The 18,566-nt window shown below is 41.9% G+C and carries 13 protein-coding genes and 5 tRNA genes; 2 read left to right on the top strand and 16 right to left on the bottom strand.

Annotated elements, in window-relative coordinates; genetic code table 11:
• Positions 1-67 precede the first annotated feature (67 nt).
• Complete coding sequence (locus LKD41_RS09005; protein WP_334302633.1) at positions 68-1,855, bottom strand: aminopeptidase P family protein; 1,788 nt, start codon at positions 1,853-1,855, stop codon at positions 68-70.
• 80 nt (positions 1,856-1,935) lie between these two features.
• On the opposite strand from LKD41_RS09005, the gene LKD41_RS09000 reads away from it, so the two are divergent.
• Entirely contained in the window at positions 1,936-2,469 is a 534-nt protein-coding gene (locus LKD41_RS09000) for a restriction endonuclease (protein ID WP_227700984.1), read from the top strand.
• 44 nt (positions 2,470-2,513) lie between these two features.
• On the opposite strand, the gene LKD41_RS08995 is transcribed toward LKD41_RS09000, so the two are convergent.
• The 9 genes from LKD41_RS08995 to malQ all read right to left on the bottom strand — a co-directional run bounded on the left by LKD41_RS08995 (position 2,514) and on the right by malQ (position 11,903).
• Positions 2,514-3,746 carry a DUF4317 domain-containing protein gene (locus LKD41_RS08995; protein WP_227700983.1) on the bottom strand — a complete coding sequence of 411 codons (1,233 nt, stop codon included), beginning with the start codon at positions 3,744-3,746 and terminating at the stop codon, positions 2,514-2,516.
• Between the two features lie 228 nt (positions 3,747-3,974).
• Positions 3,975-4,047 (bottom strand) — tRNA-Gly (locus LKD41_RS08990).
• A gap of 21 nt (positions 4,048-4,068) precedes the next feature.
• Positions 4,069-4,139, bottom strand: a tRNA-Gly gene (locus LKD41_RS08985).
• Positions 4,140-4,159: 20 nt separating this feature from the next.
• Positions 4,160-4,232, bottom strand: a tRNA-Phe gene (locus LKD41_RS08980).
• A 141-nt stretch (positions 4,233-4,373) separates the two neighbouring features.
• Entirely contained in the window at positions 4,374-6,086 is a 1,713-nt protein-coding gene (locus LKD41_RS08975) for an alpha-amylase family glycosyl hydrolase (RefSeq protein WP_227700982.1), read from the bottom strand.
• 603 nt (positions 6,087-6,689) lie between these two features.
• On the bottom strand, positions 6,690-7,568 hold the full coding sequence (locus tag LKD41_RS08970; protein ID WP_227700981.1) for a sugar ABC transporter permease: 879 nt from the start codon (positions 7,566-7,568) through the stop codon (positions 6,690-6,692).
• Positions 7,568-8,950 (bottom strand): carbohydrate ABC transporter permease, encoded by a 1,383-nt coding sequence (locus tag LKD41_RS08965; RefSeq protein ID WP_022242230.1) that lies wholly within the window; start codon positions 8,948-8,950, stop codon positions 7,568-7,570. Before LKD41_RS08965 ends, LKD41_RS08970 begins: the two co-directional genes overlap by 1 nt.
• Positions 8,951-9,080: 130 nt before the next feature.
• Positions 9,081-10,376 (bottom strand): extracellular solute-binding protein, encoded by a 1,296-nt coding sequence (locus LKD41_RS08960; RefSeq protein ID WP_227700980.1) that lies wholly within the window; start codon positions 10,374-10,376, stop codon positions 9,081-9,083.
• Between the two features lie 75 nt (positions 10,377-10,451).
• Positions 10,452-11,903: a 4-alpha-glucanotransferase gene (gene malQ / locus LKD41_RS08955; RefSeq protein ID WP_022242232.1), complete on the bottom strand. Its 1,452-nt coding sequence runs from the start codon at positions 11,901-11,903 to the stop codon at positions 10,452-10,454.
• Positions 11,904-12,240: 337 nt separating this feature from the next.
• Here malQ and LKD41_RS08950 point away from each other — a divergent pair, with 337 nt between their 5' ends.
• Entirely contained in the window at positions 12,241-13,260 is a 1,020-nt protein-coding gene (locus tag LKD41_RS08950; protein WP_022242233.1) for a LacI family DNA-binding transcriptional regulator, read from the top strand.
• A 44-nt stretch (positions 13,261-13,304) separates the two neighbouring features.
• Here LKD41_RS08950 and LKD41_RS08945 read toward each other — a convergent pair.
• The 6 genes from LKD41_RS08945 to LKD41_RS08920 form a co-directional block, all read right to left on the bottom strand.
• Positions 13,305-13,388 (bottom strand) — tRNA-Leu (locus tag LKD41_RS08945).
• 55 nt (positions 13,389-13,443) lie between these two features.
• A tRNA-Tyr gene (locus LKD41_RS08940) sits at positions 13,444-13,525 on the bottom strand.
• Between the two features lie 105 nt (positions 13,526-13,630).
• Positions 13,631-15,742 (bottom strand): glycoside hydrolase family 13 protein, encoded by a 2,112-nt coding sequence (locus LKD41_RS08935; protein WP_227701044.1) that lies wholly within the window; start codon positions 15,740-15,742, stop codon positions 13,631-13,633.
• 140 nt (positions 15,743-15,882) lie between these two features.
• On the bottom strand, positions 15,883-16,212 hold the full coding sequence (locus tag LKD41_RS08930) for an LptM family lipoprotein (protein ID WP_022242235.1): 330 nt from the start codon (positions 16,210-16,212) through the stop codon (positions 15,883-15,885).
• An 85-nt stretch (positions 16,213-16,297) separates the two neighbouring features.
• Positions 16,298-17,608 (bottom strand): sensor histidine kinase, encoded by a 1,311-nt coding sequence (locus LKD41_RS08925; RefSeq protein WP_227700978.1) that lies wholly within the window; start codon positions 17,606-17,608, stop codon positions 16,298-16,300.
• The gene (locus LKD41_RS08920; RefSeq protein ID WP_227700977.1) at positions 17,605-18,339 is read right to left on the bottom strand and encodes a LytR/AlgR family response regulator transcription factor; all 735 of its coding nucleotides are present in this window, start codon (positions 18,337-18,339) and stop codon (positions 17,605-17,607) included. Before LKD41_RS08920 ends, LKD41_RS08925 begins: the two co-directional genes overlap by 4 nt.
• Positions 18,340-18,566: the final 227 nt, after the last annotated feature.

Below are 18,566 nucleotides of genomic sequence, written 5' to 3'. Positions count from 1 at the left end.
TTACGGATGAAAAAAGAGGCTTGATAAACCAAACCTCTTTTTTCATCCCCATGCAATACCCATATCTCTACGCCGGAATCTGCTCCTTCAACCATGTTTTTTCTTCTTCGGAAAGGAAGTCTGCAATGGTATCATAGACATACTGCTGATACTTCCGAAGCAGTGCCTTTTCCCGGCTGTCTAATTCTTCCCAGTCAATAGCCTCCAGATCAAATGGCGCAACAGTCAATGTTTCAAATTCCATGAACTGTCCATATTCCGTTTTCTCCGCTTTCTTACAAAGCAGCAGGTTCTCAAGGCGGATGCCGTATTTTCCTTCCAGATACAGTCCCGGTTCATCCGAAGTAATCATACCTTCTTCCATGACAGTTCCGGTGCCATACCGTTCCCGGTAACGGAATGCATTCGGTCCTTCATGTACATTTAACAAATAGCCAACGCCATGGCCTGTTCCGTGGTTATAATCAAGCCCCATGTGCCACAACGGTTCCCTTGCCAGATAGTCAAGATTGACTCCCGTACAGCCATATTTAAATTTTGCATCCGAAAGATTCAGATTTCCTCGTAATACGGCAGTATAATGCTTCTTCTCCTCTGAGCTTAATGCTCCAAGGGCAATGGTTCTTGTCACATCCGTTGTGCCATCCAGATACTGTCCGCCGGTATCCAGCAGCAGAAAGCTTTTGTTATCCAGTGGAATATTGCTCTTCCCATCCGGCTCATAATGCACAATGGCTCCATGAGCACCGTATGCAGCAATCGGTGCAAAGCTCTGTCCCAGATAACCTTCTCCCTGCCTCCGGAATTCTTCTAATTTATCACATACCGCAAGCTCCGTTATATGCCGCTTATCTTCCACATGCTTTAACCAGTAGATAAGTTTTGTTAAAGCAATGCCATCCTTCTTATGTGCCAGCCGCTCATGCTCCATTTCGGTGGCATTTTTCACTGCCTTCATAAGCTCAATCGGGCTGTTCTTCTTTACCTTATGTGCCTCTTTTGGAATGGCATCATACAATGCATAATTTGTCATACTCTCGTCTATAAGAATGCTTTTGTCTGCCGGAATTTCCTTTATATCCGCATAAATCTGTTCATATTTGTAAATAAAGATTTTTTCAGCGGAAAGTCTTTCCTTTAAGTCAGCCGGCACACTCTTTTCATTTACATACCAGCGAATTTCATCCGGTGCAATCAGTACATAAGATAATGCCACCGGATTATATGCAATATCATTTCCCCGGATATTAAAAAGCCATGCGATTTCATCCAGAGACGGAATCAGAAAATAATCCGCCTTGCAATCCACCATTGCTTTTCGTACCCCTGCCACCTTATCCTTCCGGCTCTCACCTGCATATTCCACGCCAAGCTCCCAGATTGGATCACAGGATAATGCAGGACGATTCACCCAGATTTCGCCTACGACATCCCGGTCTGGAGCAAATGTAATCTTTTTCTCCCGCAATTTTTCTTTTAAACTCTTTGCCATGCTGGTACTTACGGTTCTTCCATCAAACCCCAATACGGTGCCGGCTTCCATTTTTTCTGCCAGAAAAGTACCAATATCCACTACTCCCGGCTGTCCGCTCCGGAATAACATAATGCCGGTGCCGGCAAGCTGTTCTTCTGCCTGGATAAAATATCTTCCGTCTGTCCAAAGTCCTGCCATATCTCCAGTAATTACCAGTGTTCCTGCCGAACCGTTAAATCCGGAAATATATTCTCGGCATTTAAAATATTCTCCTACATATTCTGATGCATGGAAATCATCGGAAACTATGAGATATGCCGCCATGCCGTATTCTTTCATCTTCTGTCTTAATTCCATCAATTTTTCTTTCAAATCTATCACCTCTATGTTATGCTATAATGAATGCAAGCGGGTCAATTACAGTATAGCATTCGTTATTATGAACGGAAAGGAATTCTTTTATGTTTCGCCTGATTGGAAAAATACTTTTCTTTTTTATAAGATTTATCATACATCTTCCGTTCGCCGTATTCCATGGACTGCGGCGGTTCTTTTTTGGTGTCAATTTTGACAAAATGAATGGCTACGAATTTGAAGAATATGCTGCCGGATATTTAAAACGCAACGGATATTCAAAGGTTACTGTCACCAAAGCTTCCAGAGATTTTGGTGTGGATTTAATCGCAAAAAAACACCGGACTACCTATGCAGTCCAGTGCAAATTATATCAGGGAAAGGTGGGTAACAGTGCCGTACAGGAAGCTGTTGCCGGTAAATCCTACTACAATTGCGATGAAGCAATGGTCATTACCAACAGCGTTTTCTATCCCGGTGCCATTGCCCTTGCCAGAGCCAATGATGTCATTCTCATCGACGGCATCCAGCTAAAACGTCGCAGCTTCCGCTGGAGCAGATTCTTCCAGCTTCTCCTATTTCTTCTACTGTGTGGATTGCTGATTTTTTGCATCATATCTCCGGAATCTGCACTAATCTGATATTCAAAAGAAGTATTTCATCTTAATGATTTTATATACAATTATTATACCTTTGTATTTACTCCGTTTACGTTGGCATGCTCATCTTCTGCCATCGGAATTACCAGACATTTCTGTCCGTTGATTACTTCGGATTTAATCTGGGAAACCTTTTCCGGTTTTACACGAAGCACAACATCATAGGTCTTAACTACTTCGTCAGCTTCTTCCTCTATCTGTTTCTCTTTTAACTGTTGCTGCAGCACTTCAACCTGGGCTACCAGCTCCTTTTCCTTCTGAATCTGCTCATTGGCAGCCAGTGCTTTGCTGTCTACTACATTTTCTGCCAGCGGTGCTTCTTCTGCAAATTCCTCTGCGCAGGTCTTTCCAATCTTTTCTGCCTTTTCCGGTGCAACGCCGCTTTCTTCCATAACATTGGTCAAAAGCTCCGGTGTCAGAATTACCGGGTCTTCTTCCAGTTCTGCTTTCTCTTCTACCAGATCATTTAAGTTCTGCTGAATCTCCATCAGCACTTCACCGCTCTTTTCCACATCATCGCCATATGCCTGTTTGACGATAGAATGGAAGGTCATCTTCTGCTCCGTTGCGGTGCGTCTTGCGCCACAGCCTAATCCCAACTCCATAAATTCCGCATGCGGTGCCTTGGTATCCTTAGTATAGAACATCAGGGAATGAATATCTGTACTGCGGTCGGTAAATGCCGGGAATAAGAAACCGCTGTCCGGTACGCTTACCACCCAGTCACGGATTCTTGGTCCGATACGGTTTTCATCTTCTCTGTAACCCAGTCCCGGTTTGGATAACTGTACCGGACAGATTGCACACAGAAGGTATTCAAACACTTCTTCTGATTCATCCAGTGCATTATTATCCGTGGTCTTGGTCATGACATCATAAGCATCATGGAACAGCAAAATCAGATAGTTGCCTGCATAGTCATAGCTTTCAATGACCATATCATAAAAACGTTCCAGTAACTCAGGATTTTTTAATTTACTTTCCCTTAAACCTAAAAGAAACTGTTGTCTTCCTCCTGCTGCTTCTTCATCCAGTGGAAAATTCAATTCCAAAAGATTATTTCCAATGGTTCCTGATAAGGTTTTCCTGGCAATCTCTAAATATTTATAAAATTCTTCATCTTCCAGATTTAAAAATGTCTCACTTAAATCAACGACCTTATTCTTACCGGCATCTACATAACAGCCACATAATCTTGTAAAGGTACAATTTTCTTTTGTAAAACGTCTCTTTAACTCTGCCACACCTTTTTTATCCATACTATGAATCTACTCCTTTACTACCTTTCTTTTATTTCTTATGTTCCCAAATCAGACTTTTATAGAACAAAGAATGTGCCTTGGCACATTCCCGCGCCTGCGGCGGTCGCTTGCGACATCTACCTTATACGCCGCAGTGTGCATCCTCGCGGAGCGTTTTTGACTTTACAGGAAAGCAATTTCCTGTAAAGTCAAAAAAAGCAAGATAAATTTCTTGCTTTTTGAAAGAGCGATAGACGGGGCTCGAACCCGCGGTCTCGACCTTGGCAAGGTCGCGCGTTACCAACTACGCCACTATCGCATATGCAATTGTATTCTGCAAAGCGGGTGATGGGAATCGAACCCACGTATCCAGCTTGGAAGGCTGGTGTTCTACCATTGAACTACACCCGCAGTTCATTGCCTTTCGGCAATGCCCAGTTCCGGAATCGAACCAGAGACACGAGGATTTTCAGTCCTCTGCTCTACCAACTGAGCTAACTGGGCTTGTGCTGTAAAGCACTCACAGCACTGATTATTTTATCGGAAAAAGCAGGGGTTGTCAAGACAATTTTTCCTGCTTTTTTCATTTTTTCATTTTTATTCCGGTGGCACGATAACTCTGTTCCGTTTTTATGTATTTCGGCTTTATTCTACGGTAATAAGTGCCATGGAATAAGATGGCAGTGTCAGTTCATTATTATCCAGCGTAATTGTATCTTCTCCGGTCAGAAGCATTCCACCGATAGTACCTTCTCCGCCTAAATCTACACCTGAAATGTCAACCTTCTGAGTTTCCTGAGAAAGGTTAAATACCAGTAATGTGGTTTTACCATCATATGTCTTGGTAATTGCTGCTATATTCTTATCAGAAAGATTCTCTACATTTGCAGCGATACCACGGGCGATTTCCGGATAACGGTTTCTCAGGCGGATTGCCTGTTTGAAATAATTATAAATGGAATCCGGGTCATCCTGCTGGTCTTCCAAGCTTCCATTTGTCATCTTAATGCTTTCCATTCCATCCGGCCCTTTACACATACCCTCTGCAGATGCATCTGAGGACCACTGCATTGGTGCACGCTTATTTTCATCTTTTCCAGAGCCTTTCATACCAATTTCTTCCCCATAATAAAGAAATACATTGCCGCTCATCATAAGATTCATGGCTCCGGCAGTTTTAATCTGTGCAGCCTTATACTCGCCACTATAGTATCCGGCACCTCTTGCCATATCATGATTTGTATAAAACGGTGCATCAATATAATTTTCATTATACTGGCTTAAAAGCTCATCCATTTTGCCGCAGACATTGGCATATCCTTTTGCTCCGGACTCTGAGCTTCCTTTTACTGCATTGGCAATAATCCCATCGCCATCTCCAAAATCAAAATTGAATACACTATCAATTCCACTTTCCAGATATTTTGCATATGTCTCACGATCCGTCCAGACCTCTGCCACGATATAGGAATTCTCATCTTTTGCCTTTACCATATCATTAAACCATTTTAAGACTTCCACATTTTCTGTGGTATTATCTGAAAAATATTCTTTGGCACCATCCATACGGAAACCATCTATCCCAAGATCCATCCAGAATGATGTAATCTCATCAAATTCAGCTCTCACCGCTTCACAGTCAAGGTTCAAATCCGGCATTTCACTCCAGAATTTTCCTTCATAATACCAATTGCTGCTGCCAGCTTTATAATACACACTGCTTAACTGATCTGTTGTAAAGTTATAATAATCTACATACGGACAAACGCTGCTATCCGGCTGCTGTCCATCACTTAATCCCTCCAGATATTCCACTGCCTGTGTAAACCATGGGTGCTTGGACGATGTATGGTTAATCGGGAAATCAATAATCACACGAATTCCGCGCTTGTGGCATGCTTCGATTAACTGTTTGAAATCATCTATAGTTCCATACTGCTCATCAATATTTTCATAATCGGAAATGTCATATTTATGATAGGTCGGTGATGGCATGATCGGCATCAGCCAGATTCCATTACAGCCAAGATCTGTATCTGTACTGTCATCTCCATCATTGAGATAATCCAGTTTATCAATTAATCCCTGGATATCTCCGATTCCATCTCCATCACTGTCATAAAAGCTATATAAAAACACTTCATAATAGGTGCGGTATTTATCATCAATGATATTCAGTTCTCCTGCATTTGCCTTTGCCATAGCAGAGTCTTCCACACTTGCGGTCTTTTCAGTTTCTGTCGCCGCAGCAGTCTCTGTTCCCGCAGCATTGTTATCCTGTCTGCCGCCACAGCCGGCACTTATAGTTCCAAGGGTAAGGCACAATGCAAGAAGTAACGCCTGTAGTCTTTTTTTCATATGATTCTCCTTTTCTTCTCTTTCTTATTTCGTTGAAATGAAGGGGTGATGTAAATGCGATGCTTTTGTTCTGCATTTGAAATAACAGGTATTTTCATTCAGACAGAATGTGTCTCAATTCTTGGCAGTACGTTTTTCTGATTTTCAGATGTCTTGCCATTGCTTTGACTGGATGCAGTGGTTGTCCGGCTGATACGGATACCTCATGCAACCGGTAAGGGGCGCTAAGAATTTCAATCTACATTACATCTATTCCGGCAACCGGTGCAAAGTCACATCCGTGTTCCAGTTGCGCCTCGTTGGCACGTCCTGTGCCAACGTTGCCGGTTGCCAGATGAAATTCCAAGCGCCCCTAACCAGTCACAAAATGGTATCCGTATTCAGCCGGACAACCACTTGCATTCTGTCAAACATTGGAAAGACAGATGATAATAAGAAAAGAAAAATGTACTGTTTAGAATTGGAGCATTCTGCCTGGAAAATAACGTTATTTCAAATGCAGAACAATGAAGTATTGAATCCCACACCCTTCATTATCAACTGATATAACAAAGAGAGGCAAAAGCCTGCCTCTCTTTTAAACATTTTAAACGGCTGAAATATTTAGCCTTTTACTGCTCCACTCATTCCCTCTACATAGAATTTCTGTGTAAACATAAAGAGGATAGCAATAGGAATAGATATTACTACAGCACCTGCTGCAAAACATGTATACCAGCTGTTGATATACTCTTTCTCTAACATCTTCCATAAACCGATAGATACGGTAAACTGGTCTGCATTTGCACCACAGATAACCTTTGCAAATACGAAGTCAATCCATGGTCCCATGAAGGAAGTCAGGATGGTGTATACAATAATTGGTTTACTAAGTGGAATGGTAATCTTAGTAAATACCTGCCATCTGCTCGCTCCATCAATGATTGCTGCCTCGTCCAAGGATTTTGGAATGGTATCAAAGAATCCCTTTGCTACATAGAATCCAACACCACTACCTGCGGAGAATACAATAATCAGCGCAATACGAATCATGGAGCCTTCGGATAATCCCAGTGCCTTTAAGATAAAGTATACCGCAATCATGGACATGAAGGATGGGAACAGACCTAAAATCATTGCAATATTCATAAACGGTTTTCTCATTTTAAAACGCATTCTTGACATACAGTATGAAACTGAAAGTACAAAGATGGTTGAAATGATACAGGTAAAGATTGCAATAATCAATGTATTCATGAACATTTTCGGGAAGTTCAGAATACTGGTATCTGTAAATAGCTTAACATAATTGTTTAAAGTATAAGTCTTCGGGAAGAAGGTCTCAACATAAGAACCTTTCTCCGCACGGAAGCTTGTAAGTACTACCCAGAATACCGGAAGTACCCAGATAAATGCTAATATTGCAAGAAATATATGAATCAAAACATTTACAAGTGTTTTACGTACTTTTGCGCCTGATGTGGCTGTTTTCTGCTTACTCATTACATGAATCCCTCCTCATCTTTGTAGGATGTGGTATTTCGATAAGTAACCAGGGCAACAATAGCCAATACCACGAATGTCATAATACCAATAACGGCACCCAGGTTAAAATATTTCTTATCAACAGTCAGCTTATACAACCAGGTAACCAAAAGGTCTGTCTTTCCTGCGGTTGCATCCACCGGAGTAGGATTTCCTCCGGACAGAAGGTATATAACGTTGAAGTTGTTGATGTTTCCTGTAAACTGTGTAATTAAGTACGGTGTCATTACAAATAACATATATGGCAGAGTAATTTTGAAGAAAGTCTGGACAGCATTAGCACCATCAATCTTTGCTGCTTCGTATAACTCAGCCGGGATATTCTGTAAGATACCGGTTACCTGGAGAATCGTATATGGAATACCTACCCACAGGTTGATTACAATAACTGTAACCCTTGCCCACATTGCCTTGGTAAAGAACGGCAATGCTGTGTCAATAATACCATATTTCATAAGCAGTGTGTTAACAATACCGGTTGGCTGTAACATACTTCTCATAATCAGAAGGGATACAAACTGTGGTACTGCAATGGATAATACAAAGCAGAATCTCCAGAATCCCTTTGCTCTTGTTTCTTTCCGGTTGATAATGATTGCAAGAATCATACCGAAAATATAGTTTAATGCTGTTGCAAATACAGCCCAAATCAGGGTCCATCCTAATACGGAATAGAACTGTTTTCCAATACTGTCTCCAATATTCAATATTTTCTTAAAGGTAGCAAATCCAACCCAGTCGAATAACACTAAGTGTTCTCCAGATGTACTGTAGTTGGTAAATGCCATTGAAATATTGTAAATCAATGGCAAAACAGTAAAGATCAAAATTCCCATCAGTGGGAGTGCTAACAGTAATTTATGTAAATTTTGATCAAACAAACTCTTGAAGTCTTCTTTAAATGTGTTTAAATGCTTACCTGCTTTTGCCAGCAGTTCTGATTTATATGAACTTTTTACTGCTTCCCTCCATACAATGATAAATATGAAGGTAATATATAATGTTGCAACTCCATAAAGTAAGATAAGCTGTGAATTATCACCAGCCTGATATTCATAAATACTCTTTGCATCATTCCATACCTTTTCCCGCTCTCTCCATCCAAGTGATGGCAGCATGGAAACTGCATAGAATCCATAAGAAATCATGTAATAAAGATACGCAACCTCGATTGCCAAAAACATAAGACCTTTTACAATCTGTTTATGCGCAATATTGCCCAAGCCCATGATCAACATGGAGAGCTTAGTAATTGCATTTCCCTTAACTAACGCACCAGTAACAGTATATGGTGTCTGGAACTCTTTTGCTTTTTTCTTTTTTGTAGCAGCCTTCTTCACGCTATGGGCCTCCTATACTCTCTATAGTAAGACATCCAGGGTACCGTTGCCGGTATCCTGGAGTCCCCGGTTCTTTTCCAAACCGCTGTTTTAGGAATTCTTATAATGAACTTCCAATTACATCTTCTGCTTATTCAGCAACGTCTGTATTCATAGTTGTGTTCATTTCTTCTGTCTTCTCAGCAGCGTTGTCTTTTGTTACTTCGCCAGACTGGATATTTTTACCCATATTCTCTGCTGGTGACCAGTAGTTACTCATTTCTTTACATAATGGCTGCATGATAAATGTATCTGTCATAACATTTGTAACTGCTGTTGCGATTGGATCGTCAGCTAAAGAGATGTTGATGTTTGAAGGAAGGAGGTTTCTCATTTCATAATGAGCTGTCTGAGCCTTCTCACCTGCTAAGTAAGCTGCAAGAGACATAGCTACCTGCTGGTTCTCAGCATTAGGATTAACACCGATTGCTTTAGATCCGATGAAGGATTTCATCTGACCTTCTTTTCCGTCGATTGTAACGGTAGGAAGAGCTGCAACACCCATGTTGTCGCCAAGTTTTTCTTTAACTGCTTCAGCATCCCATGTTCCGGAGAATAATGCTGCTACACTGTCGCCTAATCCTGCAAGACCAGATCCATCAGCATCTACTAAGAAGTTAGGATTAGCTGCTAAGTCTACTAAGTACTCTGTAACTGCTGCTGCTTTGTCTCCACCGAAGTCGATACCAGCATCTGTATCAGTTCCATCACCGAATAATGTACATCCGTTAGCTACATAGAATGCCTCGATATACCAGGAATCAGTTAATTTGAAAGAAACTTTCTTTCCAGCTTCTCCAGCTTTCTCTAACATTGTGTCAAAGTTCTTTACATCATCCTCTGAGAATACGCTCTTATCGTAGTACATAAACCATGTATTAGGAGTAAATGGGAATGCTACTACTGAATCGTTGTATGTAACAGATGCAAGGATAGAATCAGAGTTTGTAGATGTTACATATCCAAGATAATCTCCACCAAGCTCTGATAATGCGCCTGCAGATACCAGATCCGGGATGTTATCGTTAGCAAGCATGTAAACGTCTGCTGCTGCTTCAACGTCTTTTGTTACGTTGTCTTTTGCTTCACCCTCTGGACATACGCCATAGTTGAAGTTAATTTTCCAGTTTGGATGCTCAGCTGCAAATGCTTCACACTGATCCTGAAGCCAGTTTGTATCCTGATCTTCCTGTGGGCTCCATACTGTTAAGTCACCCTCCCAAGCTTCATCTTCTGCTGCAGCTTCTTTTTCTGTTGCTGCTGCTACTTCAGTATCTTTCTTGTCTGTGTTCTTGTCTGTGTTCTTGTCTGCGTCTTTGCTACCGCATCCTACCATGGATACTGCCATAGCTGTTACAAGAAATAATGATAATGCTTTCTTTTTCATTTTCTTCCTCCTTAAAAATGTGATTTCGATTAAGCATTTATATAAAACGGTAATCCGTTCTATATCATATAGAAATTATCTGCGGTATACTGCCGCAATGGTGCGGATCCATGCTCTTCGTTCTTCACTCAGAGTATCTTTTCCCACCCGCCATTTCCAGTTCTGTCCGACTGTGGATGGCTGATTCATTCTGGCTTCATTGCCAAGCTGTAAAATATCCTGCATCGGAATAATTACCACATCCGCTATGCTTGAATAAGCCAGACGGATTAAGGCGTCCGGAATTTCTTCCTTCGAGCCGATATTCAAATATTCATAGAGGTAAGCCAGTTCATATTCTGTCTTATCCCGGAAATAACCAACAACAGTATCATTATCATGTGTTCCGGTATATACCACTATGTTATTTTCTTCAAAGTTATGTGGAAGATTTTCATTTCCTGTATTTCCATCAAATGCAAACATCAGGATTTTACTTCCAGGCCATCCAATTCTTGCAAGAAGCTTTCTGCTCCCGGCGATGGCACTTCCGGCATTGTCTGCTATAATTCTGCAGTCACCGGCACTTTCTTCCATCACATCTGTCAATTTCTTTCCAGGACCCTTGTTCCATTTCCCATTGCAGCAATCCTTTTCCTGAAACGGAATCGTATAGTACCTCACAACTCCAAGGAAGTGGTCAATCCGGATTACATCATATAATGCTGCGTTTTTCTCAATCCGGTGCCTCCACCAGTCAAACTGATGCTCTTCCATATAGGAGTAGTCATATACGGGATTGCCCCATTTCTGACCTTCTTCCGAAAAATTATCCGGCGGGCTGCCTGCTACATGCTGCTGGCTTCCGTCTTCTTCTAATAAGAAGAGCTTCCGGTCTGCCCACACATCGGCACTGTCCATAGCCATATACAGCGGTATGTCCCCAATAATCTGTATTCCTCTTGTATTTGCGTACTGTTTTAAGAATTTCCACTGTTCATAAAATTTATACTGGCAGAACTTCCAAAACAGGATCTCTTCTTTTAATAATTCTGTGTATTCCTGTAATGCCTCCGGTGTACGGTTTCTGATTCCCGGTTCCCATGCCATCCATTCCCGGTTATTTTCTTTTCCTTTGACTGCCATAAACAATGCATAATCAGCCAGCCAGCAATCATTGTCTTCTTCAAACTTCCGGAAAGAAGGCTTTGCGGTATCAAACCGTTCAAATGCTTTCTTTAATATCTGAAAGCGGTTTTCAAAAAGATTGGCATAATCAACATCTTTCTCATCTGCACCCCAGTTATAGCTTCGAATCTCGCTTTCCATAAGCAGACCGTCGCGAACCAGGTCATCTAAATCTATCAAATACGGATTTCCTGCAAATGCTGATATTGACTGATACGGACTGTCTCCAAAACTGGTTGGACCAATTGGAAGTATCTGCCAGTATCTTTGTTTCAGGTCTACAAGTAAGTCTACGAAATTGAAAGCTGCATCACCCAGAGTTCCGATTCCATAATCAGACGGAAGACTTGTTATTGCCATCAGAATTCCTGCTCCTCTGGTTAGTCTCTTTGCCTCCAATGTTTTTCCCCCACATCGGTTTTTATTTTTTGCTTTTCGTTAATTTTCGTATCTGAGGTTATTTTACGTCTTTTTAACATTTTTGTCAAACAAAACGGTCCTTTTAACATTATTTTTGCCGTTTTTGACGGAATTCACATTGTTTTTTTGGTTATATTGCTATTCAAAACCCTGTTTTTTTTCGAAAAATAATATTTTGCAGTACTTGCACCTGTCATGCAAATTCTATATAATACAGAATATAAAAAGTTTTTGATATAATTTTGCTTAAAATATACCAGATTTATGGAGGCTTGTTATGGTCACAATTAAAGATATTGCCAACCGGCTCGGCATTTCCGTCAGCACTGTTTCCAAAGGATTAAACGGCGCCAGTGATATCAGCGAAGATTTACGGCAGATGGTTCTTGATACCGCTGTAGAAATGGGATATCAGTCCAAGAAGATGAAAAAGGATGAAAACAAGAAGCTTTGCCTTTTTATAGAAAATATGGAATATGAAACAGCCAACCAGTTCGGATACGAAATCATCCTAGGTTTCCGCCAGGCTGCTTTCCGGAATGGCTGGTCCGTCAGTGTAGTTCCGGTTACTCCCGCTTTCCAGATGACCGAAAAATATGATACTTATATGTTAAAGAACGGTTATTCCGGTGGGTTCCTGGTAGGCTTTGCTCTCCATGATGACTGGATGCGGCAGCTTGCCTTCACCTCCATTCCGACGGTTCTTTTCGATAATTATATTAAGAAGAATCCACATGTGTGCTATGTGGGAACAGATAACTTTGAAGGAATTGAATCTGCAATCGACCATCTCTATCAGCTTGGGCACAAAAAGATTGCTTTCCTCAACGGTTCTCTCTATTCCATGGTCAGTGAGAAACGTTATCAGGCATATTTAGATGCCATGAAATCCCACAATCTTCCAGTAGAGGAAGATATGGTTGCACATGGCTACTATGTTGCAGACAGTGCAAAATATCATGTACCGAATTTTCTTGCTGCCGGAGCAACAGCAATTCTCTGCGGTAATGACCTGATTGCTTCCGGAGTCATTACAGAATGCCGGCTTCGAGGTTTTTCTGTTCCGGATGATATCAGTGTGGTTGGTTTTGACGACCTGCCGATTTCTTCTTTCTTAGAGCCGCCACTGACTACAGTCCGTCAGGAAAGAACCGAGCTCGGCAAATGTGGATATGCTGCTCTGAGCAACCTTATTAATCATGTCTCCGTCAGCATGACTTTACTGCGTCCGCAGCTTATTACAAGAGCATCTACTGCTCCATGTGCAGAGCGTGAAGAAGAGGCAGAAGAAGAATAGGACTATTTATAAAAAAAGGAAGCGGTTACCGCTTCCTTTTTTAATGCCCGCGACCGGAATCGAACCGGTACTGTGTCACCACAACAGGATTTTAAGTCCTGCGCGTCTGCCAGTTCCGCCACGCGGGCAAGTATCTTTTTATAGTTACATAAAAAAATTCTCATTGCATAACCACAACGAGAATGGGCAGAGGTGGATTCGAACCACCGAAGCAATTTGCAGCAGATTTACAGTCTGTCCCCTTTGGCCACTCGGGAATCTGCCCATTTATCAGTCCTTAATTGTCCTGACGAATATAGATTATAGCATAACGCCCTGCTGTGTGCAAGGCGTTTTTATGCATTTTTTGCATTTTTTATTTTGCCATTTTTTATTCTTCCGGATTCTTTCTCTTCAGAATGACAGCTGCATGCTTTGGCAATGTAATATCCAGTCTTCCATTGACGATGTCATAGCTGACAGAAGAAATGGAGTATCCATTTTCACTGGTAAAAAGTATCTGTTCTAAAGTTCCATACTTCGGAAGCCCCACTGCCCATACAGACAAATCAATGTGCCGGATATTTTCATCATTATTTACAATAATGACAAACTGCCGTTCCCGGTTAAATCTTCCATAGCAGAGAAGATTATCCTCGCCATTTAAAAATTTCACACTTCCGGTACGAAGTGCCGGGTTTTCTTTATGAATTCTGATGATATCACGATGGAAACGAATCAGCTCTTTATCTTCCCTGCCCCACGGATAAGTTCTGCGGTTATCCGGATCTGTAAATCCACATAGTCCGGCTTCATCACCGTAATAAACGGTAGGTGCTCCCGGCCAGGTCATCTGAATAACAACCGCCTCCCGGAGAACTGCTGTATTTACGCCCTCTTCTGCCGCTTTTGTTCCAAGTTGTTCCGCTCTGCCCACCTTATGATTGGTTCTGGTTAAGAATCTGGAATGATCATGGTTGGAAAGTTCATTCATGGAGCACTGCAGCGATGGTGTCAAAAAGCTTGCCATATAATGCTTCATAGCGCCTTTAAAGTTCTCAAACTTTCCAATATTTTCCGGTTTAAAATCATCACTGTGTTTCTCCATTCCGGTAAGAAACCATGTCACCGGTTCCATAAAGGCATCATAGTTCATAACCGTATCCCACTGGTCTCCACCCAGCCAGTCTCTCGGGTCGCCGTAATGTTCTGCCAAAATCACCGCCTGCGGGTTGGCTTTCTTTACGGCATCACGGAATTCTCTCCAGAACTGATGGTTATATTCCGGACTGTGTCCCAGATCTGCCGCAACATCCAGTCTCCAGCCATCGGCATTATAAGGTGGAGAAACCCATTTTGCAGCCACATGCAGAATATAATCGTGTAATGTATCTGAATCTTCGTAATTAAGCTTCGGCAATGTATCATGTCCCCACCAGCCATCGTAACTTCCGTTATCCGGCCATGCATTCTGATCATGGAACTGGAAAAAGTCATTGTACGGACTGTCCTTGCTGATATAGGCTCCCGGTTCATAGCCTGCTTCACTACGGTAGATTTTTTCACGATCCAGCCATTTATTAAAGGAACCGCAATGATTAAATACTCCATCTAGGATGACACGGATGCCCCTCTGGTGCGCTTCCTTTACCAGCGTTGCAAAAAGTTCATTGCTTGCCTCCAAATTCCGTTTATCCGTCACGCGGGTGATATAGCGGCTGGCATGCTGGTTATTGCGGTCACCCGGTTGTAAAAGTTCTCCCTCATCCACCACTATTTTGCCGTAATGCGGGTCAATATAATCGTAATCCTGAATATCATACTTATGATTGGACGGAGAAACGAACAATGGATTGAAGTATATCACCTCTATTCCAAGTTCTGCGAGATAATCCATTTTCTTTCTCACGCCCTCTAAATCTCCGCCATAAAATTCTGCTACCGAAAAATTCTCCGGGCATTTCTCCCAGTTATCTACCTTCTGACTGGTAGTACGGATATAGAAATATTCATCCGTCAACGGGTCATTGGAAGTATCTCCGTTGTAAAAACGGTCTGTTAAAATCTGATACATAACCGCCCCCTTTGCCCAGTCCGGCGTGGAAAAGCCCGGTACAATTTCAAAATTATACTGCGGTCTTGGTGTCTGATTCACGCCATAGCGGTCAAAGATACAGTGAAGCATTCCCGTCTCAATTTCAAAGTAATAGGAGAAATGCTCCTCTGTCATACGAATTTCTATGGAATAATAATCAAAGAGCCCCTCTGACTCGGTCTTTTCCATAAAATATTTTTTCTGTTCTGTGCAAAGCCAGACTGCATCTACATTATCTCTTGCTGTACGAAAACGAATGGTCACCAGCTCTCCGGCTTTGGGCTCTGCCGGACTACGATAATCTTCTGTTCCATCAGAAAAGAGTGCGCGTTTTCTAAGAATCGGGCGCATCTGCATAATATACTGCTGAATTCTGTTCAATTCATAAATCGATTGCTGTTTCTTCATCATCTTACAACAAGCCTCTCGTTTCTAAATAATTATTTTTATTACTATAATATACGAAAGTTCCAAAGATTACAACCAGAAAAGGACGGATACATTTTCCGTATCCGTCCCCTCTTAAAGAAGTAACTCTATGAAATCTATTATATACCTAACTCCGCCTTTACGTCTGATACCCATTCTTCTACGGTACCATACCATTCAATCATTTCATTTAATTTGTCTTCTTCAATTTCAGTGTCTCCCTCTAACAGCTCTTTGTGCTGCTGTAAGACATCTGCCATTTCAATCATGGTATCAATCACATCCTGGTCGTATGCATCCGGATTCGCATTGATGGCATTCGCTACTTCATTGAATGATGTGCTTGCTTTATTGAATGCATCAATTGCAGCCTGTTTATCCGTTCCCCCGCAGGCAGCCAGTGAAATGCACATGGTTAATACCACTAAACATGAAATTATTTTCTTCATTTTTATCTTCCTCCTGTCTTTTGTGCGTCATCCTCGACTTAGATATATTTTACCATTCTTTCTTATCCAGCAGGAGATTCACGTCTCAAACGGCAGTAAAATGTACTGAATCGACATTCTTTTCCGACAGATTCAGACGGAGTACAAAATACTCTTTTTCCAATGAAAATGTATATACCCCTCCATAGCGTTCCACAATGGCACAGATACTCCGGGTTCCGATACCATGTCCTTTTTTCTTTGAAACCGGGACTCCGTTTTCGAAGATTGGTGCTCCGGCACAGGAGTTTTTTATCTGTAAAAATACCTGCTGCTGTTTTTCATAAATCTGTACTTCTATTCTGGCTTCTTTTCCCTCTTTTTGTACTTCCCTGCAGGCATGGATGGCATTTTCCAGGGCATTAGACAATAGCACACACAAGTCAGTATCACTTATCACCGCCTTCGCTTTCATGCCGCCTTCCACTTTCATTACAATTCCTTCCGCTTCTGCCCTTCCTGCAAAGGATGACAAAATCAGATTCGCAGCTTCGTTTTCACAATACTGTATCACCTTCTGCTGTTCCAGCTCATTACAGATATCAGATATATAATCCTCTGCCTTCTGTATCTGATGGTTCTCCAAACAGGCATATAGATATTGTAAATGATGACGCAGGTCATGGCGGTAACGGCTGGCCAGATTCTGTGACTCCCGTAACGCCGTTATTTCACGCATGGACTGTGCCACCTGCATATCAAGGCTTTTTTGAATCTCCCTCATCCGGTTTTCTTCCTGTCCTTTTGTAAAGTTATACAACAGGAACACAAGATACGCTCCACAACAGATAAATGGCATAAATTCCACGACAACCGGAGCTCCACTGGACAAAAGATCTGTATACACTCTTGTCAGATAATCAAATACATAATACAGCACCGGTATCACACCAAACTGACACTGCATTTTTCTGGAATAACAGGAAATATAACGGACTGCCGGCGTCATAAAGTGCAGCAGGCCAAACAGTAGTGGCAGGGTAATCAATAATTCCACCGCATCCAGCATCAATGCTCCTCCGCCCAAAATTTCCACTGTAAGAAGTGCCAGCCAGCGTCGTAACTGGCAGCACAGGTAGGCTGCCATCACAGAGAAAAACGGCCATAACAATTTACCGGTCAGTCCACATAACAGTAAAATCAACGGAACATGTACCAGCAGCGGATAAATCTGCCTCAAAAAGCCATCCTCCCATACATAGTAAATAATCCCCTGTGCAATTGGAATCAGTGCGATGCATATCCAGAATATAATCCGGTTTTTCCGCCGGTCCAGTGCATCACAGAAGGACGCCGCCAGCACACTTCCAAAAACACTGACTGCCACATTGTTAAGAAGGGACATCCAAAGGCTCATAACGTCACCTGCCCATCTTCAAATGCATTTTTCAGAAATGCACTCTTTATTTCATTGTATTTCCCTCTTGGAATAGGAATTTCCACAAGGCTTGACATCGTAATGGTACGATAAGAAAGATTCTTTATATATTCCAGATTCACAAGATATGAACGATGTGGACGTATAAAAGTTCCATAAGGCATAAGCTGCCGGCCCAGTTCATCCATGCTGCCGCTGCATTCATATACCGTCCCATCGGTCAGATGTATCAATAATGTCCTGTGGATTACTTCGCAGTATTCCAGCTGTTTTAACGCAATCCGGGCAATTCCCGTCTTACAGCGCAGTACAATACTACTGCCATGCTCTTTTTCCATCTGTTCTAACATAGAATCCAGTAGATGATAGAAGCTGCCCTTTTCAATCGGTTTCAACTGGTAATAATATGCTTTCACCTCATAAGACTGCACCGCAAACTCCACAGAAGAAGTAAGAAAAATAATTTTGATATTATTATCAAACTTCCGAATCTCGGATGCCGTTTGGATTCCATCTACCCCCGGCATTAAAATATCCAAAAACAAAATATCAAAGCGGGTTCCTTTTTCCATTTCATTCAGTAAATCCAGCGGGCTGTGATAGACTTTTGCATCTATTCTGTAATCACGCTCCCTGCGATACTCCTCCAGTAAGCTCTGCAGTTCTTTTAAAACCGTATCGTCATCATCGCAAAATGCTGCCTTTATCATGTTGTATCTCCCATCTATGTGTCAGCTTTATCGAAATATTCTTTTCTTAAAATTCATTATAGGCAGTTTTGGGACCGATGTCCACTGTTTGAGGGATGGGAGTTTTCTATGCGAGATAAGTGAGGGAAAAGCTCCCTCACTTACTCGCGTAACAAAGAATGTGCCTTGGCACATTCTCGCGCCTGCGGCGGTCGCTTGCGACATCTACCTTATACGCCGCAGTGCGC

It is taken from the genome of Roseburia sp. CLA-AA-H209 (assembly GCF_020687575.1).
GTDB lineage: Bacteria > Bacillota > Clostridia > Lachnospirales > Lachnospiraceae > Roseburia_C > Roseburia_C amylophila.
The sequence above is the reverse complement of the archived record's forward strand: the minus strand, read 5'-3'. Positions and strand labels throughout refer to the sequence as shown.